The 17,790-nt window shown below is 72.7% G+C and carries 15 protein-coding genes; 7 read left to right on the forward strand and 8 right to left on the reverse strand.

Going from position 1 to position 17,790, the window contains the following annotated elements; all coding sequences use genetic code 11:
- Positions 1-2: 2 nt before the first annotated feature.
- A complete protein-coding gene (locus ACFPZN_RS05835) occupies positions 3-890 on the reverse strand; it encodes a TauD/TfdA dioxygenase family protein (protein ID WP_378280749.1) in 888 nt (295 codons plus the stop codon).
- A 112-nt stretch (positions 891-1,002) separates the two neighbouring features.
- Complete coding sequence (gene rpsD / locus ACFPZN_RS05840; RefSeq protein WP_378280750.1) at positions 1,003-1,653, reverse strand: 30S ribosomal protein S4; 651 nt, start codon at positions 1,651-1,653, stop codon at positions 1,003-1,005.
- A 69-nt stretch (positions 1,654-1,722) separates the two neighbouring features.
- On the opposite strand from rpsD, the gene ACFPZN_RS05845 reads away from it, so the two are divergent.
- Together ACFPZN_RS05845 and ACFPZN_RS05850 are read left to right on the forward strand one after the other, a co-directional pair.
- On the forward strand, positions 1,723-2,748 hold the full coding sequence (locus tag ACFPZN_RS05845) for a DUF2470 domain-containing protein (protein ID WP_378280751.1): 1,026 nt from the start codon (positions 1,723-1,725) through the stop codon (positions 2,746-2,748).
- A gap of 305 nt (positions 2,749-3,053) precedes the next feature.
- Positions 3,054-4,283 carry a trans-sulfuration enzyme family protein gene (locus tag ACFPZN_RS05850; protein WP_378280752.1) on the forward strand — a complete coding sequence of 410 codons (1,230 nt, stop codon included), beginning with the start codon at positions 3,054-3,056 and terminating at the stop codon, positions 4,281-4,283.
- A 33-nt stretch (positions 4,284-4,316) separates the two neighbouring features.
- Here ACFPZN_RS05850 and ACFPZN_RS05855 read toward each other — a convergent pair whose 3' ends face one another.
- Together ACFPZN_RS05855 and ACFPZN_RS05860 are read right to left on the reverse strand one after the other, a co-directional pair.
- Positions 4,317-5,483, reverse strand: a complete 1,167-nt coding sequence (locus ACFPZN_RS05855) for a DUF5925 domain-containing protein (protein ID WP_378280753.1) — start codon at positions 5,481-5,483, stop codon at positions 4,317-4,319.
- Between the two features lie 42 nt (positions 5,484-5,525).
- Positions 5,526-6,284 carry a lysophospholipid acyltransferase family protein gene (locus tag ACFPZN_RS05860; protein WP_378280754.1) on the reverse strand — a complete coding sequence of 253 codons (759 nt, stop codon included), beginning with the start codon at positions 6,282-6,284 and terminating at the stop codon, positions 5,526-5,528.
- A 181-nt stretch (positions 6,285-6,465) separates the two neighbouring features.
- Between ACFPZN_RS05860 and ACFPZN_RS05865 the strand changes: the two genes are divergently transcribed.
- Entirely contained in the window at positions 6,466-7,329 is an 864-nt protein-coding gene (locus ACFPZN_RS05865) for a hypothetical protein (protein ID WP_378280755.1), read from the forward strand.
- A gap of 80 nt (positions 7,330-7,409) precedes the next feature.
- On the opposite strand, the gene ACFPZN_RS05870 is transcribed toward ACFPZN_RS05865, so the two are convergent.
- A complete protein-coding gene (locus tag ACFPZN_RS05870; RefSeq protein ID WP_378280756.1) occupies positions 7,410-8,087 on the reverse strand; it encodes a uracil-DNA glycosylase in 678 nt (225 codons plus the stop codon).
- 276 nt (positions 8,088-8,363) lie between these two features.
- Between ACFPZN_RS05870 and ACFPZN_RS05875 the strand changes: the two genes are divergently transcribed.
- Positions 8,364-9,824 (forward strand): WS/DGAT/MGAT family O-acyltransferase, encoded by a 1,461-nt coding sequence (locus tag ACFPZN_RS05875; protein ID WP_378280757.1) that lies wholly within the window; start codon positions 8,364-8,366, stop codon positions 9,822-9,824.
- A 41-nt stretch (positions 9,825-9,865) separates the two neighbouring features.
- On the opposite strand, the gene ACFPZN_RS05880 is transcribed toward ACFPZN_RS05875, so the two are convergent.
- Positions 9,866-10,900, reverse strand: coding sequence for a hypothetical protein (locus ACFPZN_RS05880; RefSeq protein ID WP_378280758.1), 1,035 nt, complete (start codon positions 10,898-10,900; stop codon positions 9,866-9,868).
- Positions 10,901-10,974: 74 nt separating this feature from the next.
- Between ACFPZN_RS05880 and ACFPZN_RS05885 the strand changes: the two genes are divergently transcribed.
- Positions 10,975-12,429: an MFS transporter gene (locus ACFPZN_RS05885; protein ID WP_378280759.1), complete on the forward strand. Its 1,455-nt coding sequence runs from the start codon at positions 10,975-10,977 to the stop codon at positions 12,427-12,429.
- On the opposite strand, the gene ddaH is transcribed toward ACFPZN_RS05885, so the two are convergent.
- Both ddaH and lpdA read right to left on the reverse strand, forming a co-directional pair.
- Entirely contained in the window at positions 12,349-13,320 is a 972-nt protein-coding gene (gene ddaH / locus ACFPZN_RS05890) for a dimethylargininase (RefSeq protein WP_378280760.1), read from the reverse strand. The genes ACFPZN_RS05885 and ddaH overlap by 81 nt on opposite strands.
- Positions 13,321-13,570: 250 nt before the next feature.
- Positions 13,571-14,974: a dihydrolipoyl dehydrogenase gene (gene lpdA / locus ACFPZN_RS05895; protein ID WP_378280761.1), complete on the reverse strand. Its 1,404-nt coding sequence runs from the start codon at positions 14,972-14,974 to the stop codon at positions 13,571-13,573.
- A gap of 416 nt (positions 14,975-15,390) precedes the next feature.
- Here lpdA and ACFPZN_RS05900 point away from each other — a divergent pair, with 416 nt between their 5' ends.
- The gene (locus ACFPZN_RS05900) at positions 15,391-15,996 is read left to right on the forward strand and encodes a hypothetical protein (protein WP_378280762.1); all 606 of its coding nucleotides are present in this window, start codon (positions 15,391-15,393) and stop codon (positions 15,994-15,996) included.
- A 92-nt stretch (positions 15,997-16,088) separates the two neighbouring features.
- On the forward strand, positions 16,089-17,477 hold the full coding sequence (locus tag ACFPZN_RS05905; protein ID WP_378280763.1) for an MFS transporter: 1,389 nt from the start codon (positions 16,089-16,091) through the stop codon (positions 17,475-17,477).
- Positions 17,478-17,790 lie beyond the last annotated feature (313 nt).

The raw sequence follows: 17,790 nt of genomic DNA on the forward strand, positions 1-17,790 counted from the left end.
CGCTAGAGGTAGCGGGCGGCGGTGGCCTCGGCGGGGGCGTCGGCGCCGGTCACGCCGTCCACGCCCTTGGGGACGCCGTCGTCGATGCCGGCGGGGCAGTTGATGGTGACCCGGTGCATCTTGCGGCGCTGGGTGTAGTCGGCGACCGCGTAGTGCTGGGTGGGGCGGTTGTCCCAGAACGAGAGCGTGCCGACCCGCCACTTGAGCCGGACCTGGAACTGCGGGTCGCGGACGGCGTCGAACAGCAGCGGCAGGATCGCCTCGTTCTCGCGCCGGGACAGGCCGATGAGGCGGGTGACCGAGCTGCGGTTGACGTAGAGGGCCTTGCGGCCGGTCTCGGGGTGGACGCGGACGACGGGGTGGACGACCGGCGGGTTCTTCTCCTGCATCGCGCGCAGGTCCATCCGGTGGCCCTTGTCGATGGCCTTGGTCACCGACATGGTGAGGTCGTGCTCGGCGTACAGCTCGTCGCACAGGCGCTGGAGCCAGGGCGCGAGCGACTCGTAGGCCAGGTACATGTTGGCCCAGAGGGTGTCGCCGCCGACGTCCGGGAGGATCACCGCGCGCAGCAGCGATCCCATCGGCGGGACGCCCATGAACGTGTTGTCGCTGTGCCACTGGTCGCCGCCCTCGCCCTTGGGGTCGGTCTGGTCCAGGACGTGCACGGGGCTGCCCGAGGTGTCCATGGGCGGCATGTTGGCGGTGCCGAACTGCTTGGCGAACACCACGTGCTCCTCGTCGCTGATGTGCTGGTCCCGGAAGAACAGCACCAGGTGCCGGAGCAGGCCGTCGCGGATGTGCTGGATCTGCTCGCCGTCGAGGGGTTTGGCCAGGTCGACTCCGGTGACCTCGGCGCCGATGTTCCGGGTCAGGGGGTGGAATTCGATCATGTCCTGGGCCTCCATCGGGTGCGCCCCCGCTCACCTCAGGGGCCAAGCAATCGCTAGGTTGATGCTAACCGATGGGAGTGGACGCCTGTCCAGCCCTCCGACCCGGCCCGTCTCAGCGCGAGTAGTGCTCGACCACCAGCTGCTCGTCGCAGATGACCGGGATCTCGCGGCGCTCGGGCAGCCGGACCAGGCGGGCGGCCAGCGCGTCGTGCCGCACCTCCAGGTAGGGAGGTATCGGTTGATGGGGGTGGTGGGCCGGGTTTGAAGAGAATTGCAGCTTCTCGGGGGCGTGGGCGCCGGCCGCCGCCACCAGGAACGGCTCCATCGCGCGGCTGCGCTCGGCGATGGTGATCACGTCGCCGGGCCGGAGCCGGTACGACGGGCGGTCCACCCGGCGCCCGTTCACCAGCACGTGCCGGTGCACCACGAACTGGCGGGCCTGGTAGATCGTGCGGGCCAGGCCGGAGCGCAGGACGAGGGCGTCCAGCCGGCGCTCCAGGTCGATCAGCAGCACCTCGCCGGTCTTGCCCTCGACCTTGCTGGCCTTGTCGAAGGCGTTGCGCAGCTGGGCCTCGCGGATGTTGTACTGCGCGCGCAGCCGCTGCTTCTCGCGCAGCCGGATCTTGTAGTCGGACTCGTTCTTGCGGCCGCGGCCGTGCATTCCCGGCGGGTAGGGCCGCGCCTCGAAGTACTTGACGCTCTTGGGGGTCAGCGGGATTCCGAGGGCCCGGGAGAGACGGACCTTCGGACGGGGGTTGTTCATCGTCCTCCTTAGTGATTAGGTAACCCTTACTTAGGTAAGCCTAACCTACCTCGTCAAGGAGGTCCGATCATGAGCGAGGCGAGCGAGGCCGGACAGGACACGGAGCAACGCCCGGACGGGCGGCAGGTGGTCCGGCCGACGGCGGGCGAGCGGGCGCGGACCCTGGCCTACGGGGTGGCGGACGGCGTGCTGGCCGTCCCGGGCGTCCCGTACGCGCCCGTCCCGGCCCACGCCACCGACGAGCAGGGGCGGCCCCTGCTCCTGCTGCCGGCGCGGTCGGCCGCCGTCGCGGCGCTGCGCGGCGAGCCCGACCTGCCCGCGACCCTGCGGATCTCCGATGTCGCGCCGGTCCCGCTGGCCGACCGGGTGCGCGGCCGGGCCTGGCTGCACGGCTGGGTCACCGAGCCGGCCGGGGACGAGCGCCGCGCCGCCGCGCTGCGGCTGTCCCGCCTGCATCCGCGTCCCGAGCTCCTGGACATCGGGCCCGAACCGGCGCCGGGGCAGTCCTGGACGGTGCTGGCCCTGGAGATCGCCGAGGTGGAGATCCGGGACGCCTGGGGCGAGGCCACGCTCGACCCGGAGGAGTACGAGGCGGGCGTGCCCGACCCACTGGTGGCGATCGAGGCCGGTATCCTCTCCCACCTCGACGAGTGCCATCGGGCCGAGCTGGTCGTGATGCTGCGCCGGCTGAACGACCTGGCCGCCCGGGTCTCCGGCGGCGGCGTGCCGGGGGTGCCCGCGGCGCGGGAGCCCGTCGAGTCTGTGTGGGGGGACGACCCCCCACGCCCCCCGGCGAGAACGCACGACCGCCCTCCGGGCGCTCGGCCGGTCGAGTCTGTGTGGGGGGACGACCCCCCACGCCCCCCGGCAAGAACGCACGACCGCCCTCCGGGCGCTCGGCCGGTCGTGCGGCCGCTCGGGCTCGACCGGTACGGCATGTGGCTGCGCTGCTTCACCGCGCCGCCCGAGGACGTCCAGGAGCGGCCGGACGGCGCCGAGTCCGTCGACCTTCGCGTGGTGTTCGGCGAGCCGGTCAGTGATATCCACGGCCTGCGCCGGGTGTACCGGCGGCTGTTCGCGGGCGTGCACTCGTAGGCGCCGCCCGGGGCGCCCCCGGGGAAACACGGGTAAATGCCCGTAATCTCCCGGATGTCCGGATGGGTGGGGCCGGGGGATAGTCGGGCTCGGCCGGGAGCGCTCGCACCGGGACCGCACCGAACCGCCCGGATCCCCCGCGGGGTGGGGACTCCGGGCGGTTGCTCACCGGCGCGGTCCGCGAGTGCGGGACGACCGGACGGGCCAGTGGCCCGGCGCCGCGAACGCGACAGGGGGGGCGCGGCCCGGGCCACTGGTTGGAATTGGACCTATTCCCCCGCGCGTCCGCGCCGCAGGCTGAAGCCATGACCCATGACGGCATCGACCACCACCGCGGGCACGGCGACCGGGCCGGCGCGCGCCCGCACCCCGAGACCCGGGCCGTGCACCCGAGCCTGACCCACCCCACCGGGAGCAGGCCGCTGGGCATGCCCATCTACCAGGCCCACACCTTCGCCTTCGACGGCGCCGAGGAGATGGCCGCCGCGTTCGAGGGGCCCCATTCGGCGTTCCTGTACGGGCGGTGGAGCAACCCCACCGTCCGCGCGCTCGAGGACGCCGTGAACGACCTGGAGGGCGGCGCCGGAGCGCTCGCCTCCGCCTCCGGCATGGGCACCATCAACGCGGTGCTCATGGCCCTGCTGCGCTCCGGCGACCACGTCATCGCCCAGTCCTGCCTGTACGGCGGGACGTACGCGGTGCTCAACGACCTGGCCGGGCGATGGGGCGTCGAGGTGACCCACGTCTCCGGCGACGACCCCGCCGAGGTGCGCGCCGCGCTGCGCCCGCGCACCCGCCTGCTGATCCTGGAGACCATCGCCAACCCGACCACCCAGGTCGCCGACCTGCCGGCGCTCGCCGCCGCGGCCCGGGAGGCCGGGGTGACGACGATGGTCGACAACACCTTCGCGCCGGTGCTGTGCCGCCCCCTGGACCACGGCGCCGACATCGTCGTGCACTCGGCCACCAAGTACATCGGCGGGCACGCCGACATCGTCGGGGGCGTCGCGGTGTTCGCCGACGAGGTGCTGCACCACCGGGTGTGGAAGCAGGCCACCGAGCTCGGCGCCACCCCGGACCCGTTCGCCGCCTGGCTCACCCTGCGCGGGTTCGCCACGCTGCCGCTGCGCATCGCCCGCGCCAGCGAGACCGCCCTCGACCTCGCCCGGCGGCTGGCCGCGCACCCGGCCGTCACGCACGTCGCCCACCCGGGACTGCCCGGCCACCCGCAGCACGAGCTCGCCCGGCGGCTCATGCCCGGCGGCGGTGGCGGGGTGCTGTCGTTCGAGCTCCAGGGCGGGCGCGAGGCGGGCCGCACGTTCACCGACGCGGTACAGGTGGCCAGGCTCGCCGCCTCCCTCGGGGACGTGTCCACGCTCGTCATGCACCCGGCCAGCACCTCGCACCGGCAGCTCGACGCCGCCGCCCTCACCGCCGCGGGCATCGGCGAGGGCACGGTACGGGTCGCCGTCGGCCTGGAGCACCCCGACGACCTCTGGGCCGACTTCGAGCAGGCCCTCGCCAAGGCGTCCTGAGCGCCGCCAGGGCCCCGGTACCGGCGCGGGCCTCTACAGGTAGAAGCCCGTGCCGGTGGAGGGCGCGCTCTCGGCCTCCGGGGCCTTCTCGCCCTTGCGCAGGGCCACCAGCTCCGCCAGCGTCGCGCCGTCCGCCCCGATCTCGCCCTCGACGCTCGTGTCGTCCAGCCAGGCCAGCGACTCGCTCCGGGTGAGCCGCCCCACCTCGATCTGCGCCAGGCAGCGGCCCGGCCGCACCACGGCGGGGTGCAGGCGGGCCAGGTCCTCGTTCGTGGTGATGGCCACCAGCACGTCGCGGCCCTGGCCCAGCATCCCGTCGGTGAGGTTGAGCAGCCGGGACAGGCCCTGCCCGGCCGACTGCTTGGCCTCGCCCCCGATCAGCTCGTCGCAGTCCTCCAGGATGAGCAGCCGCCAGCGGCGCTTGTCCGCGTCGTCGTCGTCCTCGTCGCCGACCGCCACCTCCATCAGGTAGCTGGGCGTGCCGAACAGCGCCTCCGGGTCGAGCACGCAGTCGGACTGGCACCACGGGTCCCAGGCGCGGGCCAGCGCCCGCAGCGCCGTGGTCTTGCCGGTGCCGGGCGGGCCGTGCAGCAGCAGGAGCCGCCCGGTCACCTCCTCGCGCGTGAGACTCATCACCCGGTCGAGCGCCTCGGCCACCGGCGCGGTGTAGTTGCGGCGGATGTCCTGCCAGGCGTCGGCGGAGATGGCCCGCCCCGTACGGACCGGGCCGCGCGAGCCCATGTGCCAGAAGCCCATCTCGACGTTGGCGTCGTCGGTCTTGGGCGGGTCGGTGGCGTCGCGCACGCACTCGTCCATGACGGACTGCGCCAGGTCCTCGGTCACGGCCGACACCGACACGTAGGCGATGCCGCTCTTCCACCGGCTGGTGAGCAGCGTCCAGCCCTCGCCCTCGGCCAGCACCGACTCCTTGCCGCGCTCGTTGGCGGCACGCACCGTCCGGGCCGCCGGCGGGCGCAGCGGCGCCTCCGGCTTCACGTGCTCCAGCCGGACGGACCGCGACCACGGCTGCTCGCCGGTCGCGAACGGCCGCAGCGACAGCACGTCCATCACCTCGGACGGCGAACTGGTCTCGTCGAGGTTGAGCACCACCGGCGGCGGCGCGTCGAGGGGAGCCTCCGGCGGCTCGACCAGATGCAGGATCTCCGGAACCCCCTGCGGCGTCTCCCGCGACATGGTCATGTCCTCGATGATCTGGGGCGGCGCGGGAGGCCGTCCACCGAATTAAGCGTCACGGTCGGACTTGCGCCGCTCCAGCTCCTTGAGGTCCAGCGCCTCGGCCTCCTCCGGGGTCGGCGCCGAGCCGCCGAGATAGGCGGGCTGCCACCACTCCTGCCCGGTCTTGGGCAGCTCGGGGTACTCGCGCTGCGCCTTCTCCAGCAGCTCCGACAGCTGCCCGCGCAGGTCGCGGGTGGCCTTGTCGTAGTCGTCGCCCCGCTTGGGGTACATCGGCTCGCCGACCAGGATGGTGACCGGGACGCCGCGCTGCAGCAGCTTGCGCGGGCGGCCCTTGGTCCACAGCCGCTGCGGCCCCCACAGCGTGAGGGGGATGAGCGGCACGTCGCCGGCCACCGCCATCCGCACGGCGCCGTTCTTGATGTCCTTGACCGTGAACGACCGGCTGATGGTGGCCTCGGCGAACACCCCGACGACCTCGCCGCCCTTCAGCGCGGTCAGCGCCGCCTTGAACGAGGCCGCCCCGGCCTGCCGGTCGACGGGGATGTGATGCATCCCGCGCATCAGCGGCCCGCCGATCCGGTGGTCGAAGATCTCCTTCTTGGCCATGAACCGCACCAGCCGGCCGGACGGGTGCGCCGCCAGCCCCGCGAAGATGAAGTCGAGGTAGCTGATGTGGTTGCTGACCAGCACCGCGCCACCGGTGCGCGGGATCCGCTCGGTCCCCTCGAGGCGGAACTTGATGTCGAGGGCCTTGAACACGCCCTGGGCCGCCTTGATCACCGGTGGATACACGATTTCGGACATGGGTGCACGCTACTTGAGCGCGGGGTGAAGGGCGACCCCGCGAACGATCGCGCGGCGGGCCGTAACTCTGAGATGGTGGAGCCGGGCGCCCGGTCTTCCGGGAGCCCGGCCCGGCGACGCGCGAAGATGCTATGAAGTGATCTTGAGTGTTACCGAGTGGATCCGGTGAAGGGGGATGAGCATGGAACCGCTGGACGCGGCCGCTGACGTGCACGAGCTCATCCGGGACCTGCTGCCGGTGGTGGCGCCGAGCGCCTGGTTCGACTCCGGCACCTCCGAGGTCGTGCTCCCGGTCGGCCGTTCGGAGGCGCGCGCCTCCACCTGGACGGTGCTGGAGCGCTGCGCCCGCGAACCGCGGGCGACCTGGTCCCGGGTGGTCGACGAGTGGCTCCGCGAGGTCGGCCACCGCGCCTTCCTCGCGGTGGGCGAGATGGAGCTGTTCGGCGACGTCCGCAAGCTGCTGCGGCTGCGCATCGTGCCCAAGCTGGCGCCGCGCGACCGCGAGGGCCTGGTGGTGGTCCCGGCGGGCGACCACTTCGACGCGATGGTGATGATCGAGCATCCGCGGTACGGCGGCCCGCTGACGAAGGCGCGGGCGGGCCTGCTCGGCCTGCGCAAGCTCGGTTATGTCATGACCAATACCCATGACCGTGAGCTCGCGGACGTGTCGGTGCGTGATCAGCCGCTGCTGCCCGGCCGCGATGTGCGGGTGGTGACCAAGCCCGGGAGCCGGTACGTGTCCGCGCTGCTCAGCGAGGTCGAGCAGTTCCTGCCGAGCCCCAACGAGCACGGCGCGCTGGTCGGCGTCCCGTGCCACAGCACGCTGCTGCTCTACCCGATCACCTCGACCGCGGTGCTGGAAGTGCTGCCGGTCTTCGCCGACGTCGTCGCGGAGATGCACGCCGACGCCGACGACCCGTGCGCGCCCGGCGTCTACTGGAGCCACGGGGAGCGCCGGCTGACGCCGCTGCCCGGCGCCGCTCCGGGGCCGTCCACGCCGGACGAGTTCGCCTCCCTGCTGCGCCGCCTCCCCGACATCCCCTGAGCGCCCTCTGAACGCTCCCTGAGCGGCCCCTGAGCGGGCCGCAGCCGCGGTCGGTCAGAGGACGTCCCGGCGGGCCAGGGCTAGGGGAGCCGCCAGTCGACGGGCGCGGCGCCCTGCTGCTGGAGGAGCTGGTTGGCGCGGCTGAACGGGCGCGAGCCGAAGAACCCCCGGTCGGCCGACATGGGGCTGGGGTGCGCCGACTCGATGCAGGGGACGCCGGGCATCATCGGCTTGAGGTCGCGGGCGTTGCGCCCCCACAGGATCGCCACCATCGGGCGGCCGCGCGCCGCCAGCGCCTGGATGGCCTGCGCGGTGACCTCCTCCCAGCCCTTGCCGCGGTGCGAGTTGGGCGCGCCGGGCGTCACCGTGAGCGCCCTGTTGAGCAGCAGCACGCCCTGCCGGGTCCAGGGCGACAGGTCGCCGTTGGACGGCTGGGGGTGGCCGAGGTCCTCGCAGTACTCGCGGTAGATGTTGACGAGGCTGCCGGGCAGCGGCCGCACGTCCGGCGCGACCGAGAAGCTGAGCCCGACCGGGTGGCCCGGTCTCGGGTACGGGTCCTGTCCGACGATCAGCACCCGCACGTCGTCGAAGGGCTGGGTGAAGGCGCGCAGGATGCGGTCGCCGGCGGGCAGGTAGCGGCGGCCGGCGGCGACCTCGGCGCGCAGGAAGTCGCCCATGGCCGCGATCCGTCCCGCCACCGGGTCGAGGGCCTTGGCCCAGCCGGCCTCGACGCTTTCCGCGAGTGGTCGTCCCGTCATGACCGGAAAGCCTAACGTCGTGATCATCACACCGGTTGCGGAACGAAGCTTGATCATACCTGTGAAGTTCTCTGACCAGTCGGGGTCGGATCGGCGGGAAAGTTCCCCGAGTCGCTGGATCGTGCCTGGTGAACGGGGCGAAACGTCCTGTTAAGTCGGCGTTACTTTATGTCTGACCGCATTGACCTACGAGCCGGTATCCCCGACTCCTAGAGATGTAGGGCAGCGCACCAGACCAGCAGGCGGCACTCCGCACATGACGTAGACGGGACGAGCATGAGCCAGCTGAACACCGTTGACGCGACCTTCCTCAACGCCGAGACGACCACCACGCACGCCCACATCGCCGGCCTCGCCGTCGTCGACGCCGCCACCCGCCCCGGCGGGCGGCTCACCGTCGCCGACGTCTGCGACCTCATACGGGAACGCGCCCACCTGGCCGCCCTGCCGCTGCGGCGGCGGCTCGTCCAGGTCCCGCTCGGGCTCGACCACCCCTACTGGGAGGACGATCCCGACTTCGCTCCCGAACGGCACATCTTCGAGATCGGGCTGCCGTCCCCCGGCACCCCCGACCAGCTCGCCGACGCCGTGGGGAGGCTGCACGAGCGCCCGCTCGACCGCGACCGGCCCCTGTGGGAGCTGGTCCTCATCCACGGCCTCCAGGACGGCCTCACCGGCGTGTACGTCAAGGCGCACCACGCCGCCATCGACGGCGTCATGGCCGCCGAGACCCTGGCCGCGCTGCTCGACCTGTCGCCCGAGCCGCGCGAGCTGCCCGCCGACGACGCCGAGCCGGCCCGCGCGCCCGGCACGTTCGGCATGCTCGGCACGGGCCTGCTCAAGGCCGCGCTGCACCCCGTGCGCAGCGCGATGTCGGTGGCCCGCACCGCGCCGTACCTCGACGAGATCCCCGTGCTGGCGCAGATCCCCGGGGTCGGCCGGATGGCGCGGATGGTGCAGGGCGCGCTCGGCCGCGACGGCGCGCCGCGCCCGCCCCGCCTCAGCGTCCCGCCGACCCCGTTCAACGCGTCCATCGGACGGCACCGCACGGTCGCCTACGGCGAGCTGGAGCTGGCCGAGATCAAGGAGATCCGCCGCGCCCTCGGCGGCAGCGTGAACGACGTGGTGATGGCGCTGTGCGCGACCGCGCTGCGGCAGTGGCTGGACAAGCGAGGCGGCCTGCCCGACCGGCCGCTGGTGGTGGGCGTTCCCGTGTCGCTGCGCAGGGGCGCGGGCCGGGGGACCGGGAACGGCCGGGAGGGCGATCCCGGCAACCAGGTCACGATCATGACCACGCCGCTGGCCACCCACCTCGCCGACCCGGCCGAGCGCTACGAGGCCGTACGGCGCGACATGGACATGGGCAAGCGGCGGTTCGTGGCGTCCACGGGCACCTGGGTGCAGGAGGTGAGCGGGCTCCTGCCGGCGCCGTTCGCCCTCCCCCTCACCCGGCTGGCGATGCAGGCGCTGCCGGCCGTCCGCCCGCTGAACCTGATCATCTCCAACGTGCCGGGCCCGCAGTTCCCGCTGTACCTGTGCGGGTCGCGGGTGCTGGGCTACTACCCGCTGTCGGTGGTCACCGATCTCAGCGGCGGCGTCAACATCACCGTGTTCTCCTACGACGGGAAGCTGGACATCGGGGTGGTCGCGTGCCGCGACCTGATCCCCGACCCGTCGGAGTTCATCGACCACCTCACCGACGCCCTGGACGAGCTCAAGGCCCTCGCCCGCGCGTGAGCCGGTCAGGGGCGGAGCGCCGGTCAGGGCAGGAGGCCCGGTCAGCGCCAGAGGGCCGGGCGGTGCCGCCACGCCAGCCTCAGCGCGGCGGCGCCGGCCGGCTGCATCGGGGCGGGGACCGTCCCGTCGAACCGGGCGCGTGCGACGCGGCCCTCGGCGTTGACCGCGACGAGCCCTTCGAAGAGGTCGTCGAACGTCGCGTCGTCGAAGACCGCGACCGTGAGGACGTCCAGGGCGAGCGTCAGGGGGTCCACGCCCAGCCCAAGGCAGTGGACTGCGATCCGGCCCTCCGCGCGGGCCGTGCTGAGGGCCCGGTGGAACGGCCACGACTCCTGGTCGAAGCCGGGGCCGTAGTCCTCGCCGGTGCCGAGCAGCTCCTCGCTGAACTCCCGGACCATGCAGCGCCATAGGTCGAGGTCCGCGCGCTCGTCCGCCAAGGGCTGGAACACGCCGACGGGCATCACCTGGTAGAGGCCGCCCGCGTGCACGACCTTCGCCGGGTCGCGCCAGTGCAGCACGTACGAGCCGGACTCGGTGACGGTGACCGTGGTGATGGCCGGCAGCGCGGTGCGGCGGGAGAGGTCGCAGGGGTCGCCCACACGCCTCCGCAGGGGGAGCGTCTTCGCGCGGGCCGCGTCGGCCGCGTCGACCGCGCTCGCGTCGGAGGCGGCGGCGAGTTCGTGCGCGACGGCCTCGCCCACGTTCAGCCCGGCGAAGTAGTGGGACGGGCCAAGGGTGAGCGTGGGCGTCCCCCCGGTGAGGGCCGCGTCGAGCAGCCGGTAGCTGGGACGGTCCTCGAACACCCTGGGCGGTGCCAGGGCCCGCATCGCCTCGGCGTACGTCCGGTAACCGGCGGGCAGCCCTTCGCCGGGGTCAGCCACGGCGGGCGGCTCCGGGGCCGGCTCCCAGTGGAGCCGGACGGACTCCAGGGGGAGCGGCGTGGCGGGGAGCCACTCGGGCCGGGACAACAGCGGCGTCCCTTCCACGCGGAGCGCGTCCGGGTACAGCGCGCCCGCCACCTCGCCGAGCGCGTGCCGGTTCCCGTTGAGGAACGCGCGGATCTCGCCCCAGTCCATGCCACGACCGTACCGGGGGCCGCCGCGGGGGCGGGGGAACGGTCCAAAGAGCACCTCGCATATCGTCAATACACGTGCATGACGATCCGCCGCCCTCGGACCCCTCCCCCAGAACACCCCCGGAACCGCCACCAACGCCCGCCACGACCCCGCGGCTCGCCTGGATCCTGTGGGGCGTCGGGGTCCTGGCCTACGTCGTCGCCATCCTGCACCGCACATCCTTCGGCGTCGCCGGGCTGGACGCCTCCGACCGCTTCGGCGCCTCCGGCGGCATGCTCGCCTCCTTCACCGTGCTCCAGCTCCTGGTGTACGCCGGCCTCCAGATCCCGGTCGGGCTGCTCCTGGACCGGGTCGGACCGCGCTGGATGATCGCGGGCGGCGCGCTGCTCATGGCCGCGGGCCAGGGCCTGCTCGCCCTCTCCTCCGGCCTCGGCACCGCCGTCGCCGCCCGCGTCCTGGTCGGCGCGGGCGACGCGATGACGTTCATCAGCGTGCTCGGCGTGGTGACACGCTGGTTCCCGGCCCGCCGCGTCCCCCTGGTCACCCAGCTCACCGGGCTGCTCGGCCAGCTCGGCCAGGTGCTCAGCGCGGTGCCGCTGGTCGTCCTGCTCCACGGCCCCGGCTGGACGGCCGCGTTCGGCTCCGCCGCCTCGCTCGGCGTGCTGGTCGGCGTGCTCGCGCTGGCCGTGCTCCGGAACGGTCCACCCGGCGGCGGCAAGGACGGCAAGGCCGGCGGCGGCAAGGGCGGCAAGGCCGGCGCGGGCGACCGCGCCGCCGCCCCGACCCTGGCCGAGGTGGGCCGCAACCTCGCCGACTCCTGGCGGCACCCCGGCACCCGGCTCGGCCTGTGGTCGCACTTCACCACGCAGTTCTCGGCCAACACCTTCACGCTGATGTGGGGTTTCCCGTACCTGGTGTCCGGGCACGGCCTGGACCCGGCCGCCGCCAGCGCGCTGCTCACCGTGCTCGTGCTCGCCACCATGGTCTCCGGGCCGCTGATCGGCGCGCTGGTCGCCCGCTACCCGCTGCGCCGCTCCCTGCTGGTGCTCGGCATCGTCGGCCTCATGGTCACCGCCTGGACGGTCACCCTGGCGGTGCCGCCGCCCGCCCCCACCTGGCTGCTGGTCGTGCTGGTGCTGTGCGTCGCGCTGGGCGGCCCCGGCTCGATGATCGGCTTCGACTTCGCCCGCACCTTCAACCCGCCCGGCCGGCAGGGCACCGCGACCGGGATCGTGAATGCCGGCGGCTTCGTCGCCGCCCTCGTCGCGATCCTGCTCATCGGCGTGGTGCTGGACGTGATGTCGCCGGGCCGCGAGTTCACCCCCGAGGCGTTCCGCGCGGCCTGGACCGTCCAGGTGCTGTTCTGGGGCGCCGGGCTCGTCGGCGTGCTGCGCACCCGGGCCCTGGCCCGCCGCCGCATGGCCGAGGAGGGCGTCCGGGTGCCGCCGCTACGAGAGTCCCTGCGCCGCCGCGCCGAGGCCCGTGCTGAGGCCCGTGCCGAGGCCCGCGGCAAGGTCGGGTGCCGCTGAGGCGCGCAGTTCGAGGGTGCAGCACTTGGGGCCGCCGCCCGCCTTGCGCAGCTCGGACAGGTCCACGGGGACCGGCTCATAGCCGCGCCGCCGCAGCGTGCCGATGAGGCCGGCGGCCTCGGCGTTGATGACGACGTTGCGGCCGTCGCACACCGCGTTCAGGCCGAGCACCTCGGCGTCGCGCGCCCCGGCGAGCACCGCGTCCGGGAACAGCCGCTCCAGCACGGCGCGGCTGCCCGGCGAGAACGCCCCCGGGTAGTACGCCACGTTGCCGCCGCCCAGCGGGAATAGCGCCGTGTCGAGGTGGTAGAAGCGCGGGTCCACCAGCCGCAGCGTCACCACCGGGCGGCCGAGGAACTCCTGCGCCTCCTGGTGCGCGGCCAGGTCGGTGCGGAAGCCCGTCCCGGCCAGGATCACCTCGTCCAGCACCAGGAAGTCGCCCTCGCCCTCGTTGGTGTGCGCCGCCTCCAGGACGTCGGGGAACCCGTTGCGCCGCAGCCAGTCCGCGTACGCCGGGCCCTCGGCGGCGCGCTCGGGATGGGCGAACCGCGCCCCGTACACCCTGCCGCCGACCACCAGCGCGCCGTTGGCCGCGAACACCATGTCGGGCAGCCCCTCGACCGGGTCGATCAGGCTCACCCGGTGCCCCAGCGCCAGGTACGCGGCGCGCAGCGCCTCCCACTGCGCCGCGGCCCGCGCGGCGTCCGCGCCCGCGGCGGGGTCCATCCACGGGTTGATCGCGTACGTGACGGCGAAATGCTCCGGGCGGCACATCAGGTAGTGGCGCCGCAGCGCGACCCGCTCGGCCCGTACCGCCTCGGGGGCCGCCCCGGGCAGGAGCCGCCCGTCCGGAACGGTGCTGCCCGGTTCCATCGCCGACGACACGGTCATGGCGCCTCCTGATCCTTCGGGTCGATGACAGGCCTCTCGACCGAAAGCCTAAGAAGCGCCGAGCCACGATCCAATGCGCCGAGATTGCGCCGACCTGGCGTTTCGTTGCTTATCAAGGGACGCGGACGGCGATTCGTTGTGCCCCGCGCCCGTATCCCCGGAACGCGCACGGCGGCCTGGACCACCGGGGTCCGGGCCGCCGTGGACGGTCGGTCGTGCGCGCGAGGGGAGCCGCGCGCCGCGCGCCGCGTCAGAAGTTGATCATGTGGCCGGCCAGGCCGTGCACGGCCTCCTTCATGGCCTCGCCCAGCGTCGGGTGGGCGTGCACGTTGCGGGCCACCTCGTGCACGGTCAGGTCCCACTGCTGGGCCAGGGTCAGTTGCGGCAGCAGCTCGGTCACCTCGGGGCCGATCATGTGCGCGCCGAGGATCTCCCCGTACTTCGCGTCGCTGATCACCTTGACGAAGCCGTCGCCCTCGCCCATGCCCAGCGCCTTGCCGTTGGCGCTGTAGGGGAACTTGGCGGTCTTCACGTCGAAGCCCCGCTCCTTCGCCTGCGCCTCGGTCCAGCCGAAGCTGGCGACCTGCGGCTGGCAGTACGTGGCGCGCGGGATCATCACGTAGTCGAGCTCCATCGTCTCGGCGTCGGCGATGGTCTCGGCCGCCACGATGCCCATCGCCTCGGCCGCGTGCGCCAGCATCAGCTTGGCCGTCACGTCGCCGATCGCGAAGATGTGCGGCACGGAGGTGCGGCAGCGGCCGTCGACGTCGATCGCGCCCCGGTCGGTCAGCCGGACCCCGGTCTTCTCCAGCCCGTACCCCTCGACGTTGGGCTGGAAGCCGATCGCCTGCAGGACCTTGTCGGCCTCCAGGACCTTCTGCGCCCCGTCCTTGCCGGTGACGGTGACCTTGACCTTCTCGCCCGAGTCGTCGATCGCGTCCACCCGGGTGGAGGTCAGCACGTCCACGCCCAGCTTGCGGTACCGCTTGGCCAGCTCCTTGGAGACGTCGGCGTCCTCGTTGGGGACCATGCGGTCGAGGAACTCCACGATCGTCACCTTGACGCCGTAGTTGTGCAGCACGTACGCGAACTCGACGCCGATCGCGCCCGCGCCCGCGATCACGATGCTCTCCGGCAGCTCGGAGCTGAGGATCTGCTCCTCGTAGGTCACCACCCGCTCCGACAGGGAGGTGCCCGGCAGCAGCTTGGTGTGCGCCCCGGCGGCGATGATGCAGTGGTCGAAGGTGACGGTGTCGGTGCCGCCCTCGGCCGTCGCCACCTGCAGCGTGTTGGGGTCGGTGAAGGTGCCCCGCCCGTTGAAGGAGGTGATCTTGTTCTTCTTCATGAGGAACTGGACGCCCTTGACGAGCTTCTCCGAGACCTCACGACTGCGCTGGAACGCCGTGCCGTAGTCGAACGTGACCGGCCCGTCGGCCTTGATCCCGTACTTCTCCGCCTCCTGGGTGAAGATGTGGGCCAGCTCGGCGTTGCGCAGCAGCGCCTTGGACGGGATGCAGCCCACGTTCAGGCAGACCCCGCCCCAGTACCGCTCCTCGATGATCGCCGTCTTCAACCCGAGCTGTGCCGACCGGATCGCGGCGACATATCCACCCGGGCCCGAGCCCAGGACCACGACGTCGAAATGATTGCTCATTCTTGTGACGATATTCGGCTCCGGCAGGTGCTCGCATCCCGACGCGGCGACGTCACAGCCGCTCAGCGACCTCGGGCGCGATCGGGGCCGCGCCGGACACGGGCCGTGATCGGATGGGCTCCGTTCGAAGTCCTTCGTCACGTGCTGTTAGTGTTTTCCGCGTCCTCACGATGCGGTGTGTGGCGCGGAACTCAGCCGATCGTGGAACACCCGCGCCCTGCCGTGTCGTTCATGCGAAGTCGGGCGGTGGACCCGGCTCCGGCCCGGGTCAGGCCGCGAGCGGGAGCGGGCCGCGCCGGCGCCGGACGCGGATCCGGCCGGGTTCCCGCGGGCCGGATCCAACCACGTCCGGGCGGCCGCCGAGCGCACGTGCCGGGCCCCACCCCGTCGGCCCAGACGAAACGGAGGAGAGCCGAGTGAGGATCCCCAAGCCCGTCAACACCGTCCTGGACTGGGCGGAGGGACACGCCGGCGCGCTCGGCACGGTGATCGCCCTGGGGGGCGCCGCCCTGGCCGCGATGTGGGTGCCCGTGCTGGCCGGATTCATCCTCGGGCTCGCCGTCGGCGGCTTCGTCGTCCACCTGCGCATGAGCAAGCGGATCGCCCGCGCCCGCCGGGAGGTCGACGACCTGCTGCGGGAGAACGGCGCGCTGCGCCACCGCAACACCGTCCTGGCCAGCGGCGTCATCACCCGCGAGGCGCAGATGACCCAGGCCCTGGTGGCCATCCCGGAGGACGAGCCCCTGGAGGACCCGCAGCGCACGCGCCAGCTGCCCACGCTCGACGACGAGCTGCTGGGCGTGGTGGCGTCCGCCGCCGCCCCGGCGGACGACCTCAAGGACGATGACGGTCCTGAGGAGGAGGCGCCCGAGCCGGAGGAGAAGGACGCGAAGGCCCGGAAGAGCCACCGCCCGGTGCAGGACGCGAGGGCGGGGAACACCGGCGGCGACCCGGCCGGGGAGATCACCGACCTCACCGACTTCGTGGGCCCCTGGCGCCCCTCCGACTCGCGCCGCTCCTGAACGCACGCCCCGGGCCGCTCACGGCGTGCCGGAAACGGGCCCGTTAACCGTCCTGATCTGGGGGGACAGGTACCGCGGGGGGTGCCATGCCGGTGACGGACGAGCGGACCGGGCCCGCCGGCGAGCCAGGCGAGGAGCCGGAACCGGCGGCGGCCGACCACGTCGCGGTGCGCAAGGCCGTGATCGCCTCGGCGATGGGCAACTGCATCGAGTGGTTCGACTTCGGGGTGTTCAGCGCCGGAGTGATCACCTCGATCATCGGCACCGTCTTCTTCCCGCCGGGCGAGGGCGGCAGCGCCACCCTCCGCTCGTTCGGGCTGATCGCCGCGGCGTTCCTGGCCCGCCCGTTCGGCGGCATGTTCTTCGGCCCGCTCGGCGACCGGCTGGGCCGCAAGAAGGTGCTGGCCACCACGATCATTCTGATGTCGGGGTCCACCTTCGTCATCGGCGTGCTGCCCGGCTACGCCCAGATCGGCGTGGCCGCCCCGCTCCTGCTGCTGGCGGTGCGGCTCGTCCAGGGCTTCTCCACCGGCGGCGAGTACGGCGGCGCCGCCACCATGATCGCCGAGTACGCGCCGACGAGGCGGCGCGGCTTCTACGGCAGCTTCCTGGAACTGGGCACGCTGTCGGGATACGTCCTGGGCGCCGGGCTGGTGCTGGGCATGCACGTGCTGCTCGGGAACGAGCACATGCACGCCTGGGGCTGGCGCGTCCCGTTCCTGGTCGCCCTGCCGCTCGGCCTGGTCGGCCTGTACGTGCGGACCCGGATCGAGGACACGCCCGCGTTCAAACGGATGGAGGCGGCCGGGACGAAGGCCAGGTCGCCGCTGCGGGAGACGATCCTGCACAACTGGCCGATGATCCTGAAGCTGATCTGCATCGTCTTCCTGCTGAACATCGCCGACTACACGCTGCTGACGTTCATGCCGTCCTACCTGACCGACAACCTGCGGATCCCCGCGGTCACCGCGCAGCTCATCACGATCGGGGTGGAACTGGCGATGATCGTGGTGATCGTCCCGCTGGGGGCGCTGTCGGACCGGATCGGGCGGAAACCGCTGCTGCTCACCGCCGCGGCCGGGTACCTGCTGCTGAGCTGGCCCGCGTTCGCCGCGATGCAGACCGAGCGGCCGCTGGGGGTGGCGGCGGGCTACGCCATGATCGGCGGGCTGCTGGTGCTGATGCTGGCGGTGATCGGGGCGACGTTCCCGGCGATGTTCCCGACCAGGGTGCGGTACGGCGCGTTCGCGATCGGCTACAACATCTCCACGTCGCTGTTCGGCGGGACGTGCGCGGTGCTGGTCGGGTCGCTGATCGAGGTCACCGGGAGCAACTTCGTCCCGGCGTACTACCTGATGCTCGCGGCGCTGGTGGCGCTGGGCCCGCTGATCGTGATCCCGGAGACGGCCGGCGTGCCGATCGACCGGGCCGGGGACGAGTACGCCCCGGAACCCGTGGGCTCCGGGGCGCGTGCCTCGTGACGCCGGGAAGAAAACGGGATCCCGCGAAACAGGTCAAGAAACCGCAACACGCAGCGTTGTGTTCCCGTAACGTGCGGTGCGGTGAGTCGCGCTCACCACACCGGCCACAGCCGGAACAGCACAACTGAACGGGTACCGGAGGTCGTCCGGGATCCCGCCCCTGGGGCGAATGCCTGTGGAGGAAACGTAAGACCACTCTGGTTCGTCAGGGAGGCGGTGTCCTGTGAAGCAGGAACCCTTGCCCGTGAGGGCAAGAATCCCCGTGTTTCGGCATGGGGAGAAGTCAATCCGGGTCCTCCCCTCGCGCCCAACA

Source organism: Actinomadura rugatobispora (assembly GCF_042656285.1).
Classification (GTDB): Bacteria; Actinomycetota; Actinomycetes; order Streptosporangiales; family Streptosporangiaceae; genus Spirillospora; species Spirillospora rugatobispora.

Bases quoted from the DNA above. Each gene is read 5' to 3' on its own strand.
- ACFPZN_RS05835 (WP_378280749.1), bottom strand. From the start codon at position 890: ATGATCGAATTCCACCCCCTGACCCGGAACATCGGCGCCGAGGTCACC.
- rpsD (WP_378280750.1), bottom strand. From the start codon at position 1,653: ATGAACAACCCCCGTCCGAAGGTCCGTCTCTCCCGGGCCCTCGGAATC.
- ACFPZN_RS05845 (WP_378280751.1), top strand. From the start codon at position 1,723: ATGAGCGAGGCGAGCGAGGCCGGACAGGACACGGAGCAACGCCCGGAC.
- ACFPZN_RS05850 (WP_378280752.1), top strand. From the start codon at position 3,054: ATGACCCATGACGGCATCGACCACCACCGCGGGCACGGCGACCGGGCC.
- ACFPZN_RS05855 (WP_378280753.1), bottom strand. From the start codon at position 5,483: ATGACCATGTCGCGGGAGACGCCGCAGGGGGTTCCGGAGATCCTGCAT.
- ACFPZN_RS05860 (WP_378280754.1), bottom strand. From the start codon at position 6,284: ATGTCCGAAATCGTGTATCCACCGGTGATCAAGGCGGCCCAGGGCGTG.
- ACFPZN_RS05865 (WP_378280755.1), top strand. From the start codon at position 6,466: ATGGAACCGCTGGACGCGGCCGCTGACGTGCACGAGCTCATCCGGGAC.
- ACFPZN_RS05870 (WP_378280756.1), bottom strand. From the start codon at position 8,087: ATGACGGGACGACCACTCGCGGAAAGCGTCGAGGCCGGCTGGGCCAAG.
- ACFPZN_RS05875 (WP_378280757.1), top strand. From the start codon at position 8,364: ATGAGCCAGCTGAACACCGTTGACGCGACCTTCCTCAACGCCGAGACG.
- ACFPZN_RS05880 (WP_378280758.1), bottom strand. From the start codon at position 10,900: ATGGACTGGGGCGAGATCCGCGCGTTCCTCAACGGGAACCGGCACGCG.
- ddaH (WP_378280760.1), bottom strand. From the start codon at position 13,320: ATGACCGTGTCGTCGGCGATGGAACCGGGCAGCACCGTTCCGGACGGG.
- lpdA (WP_378280761.1), bottom strand. From the start codon at position 14,974: ATGAGCAATCATTTCGACGTCGTGGTCCTGGGCTCGGGCCCGGGTGGA.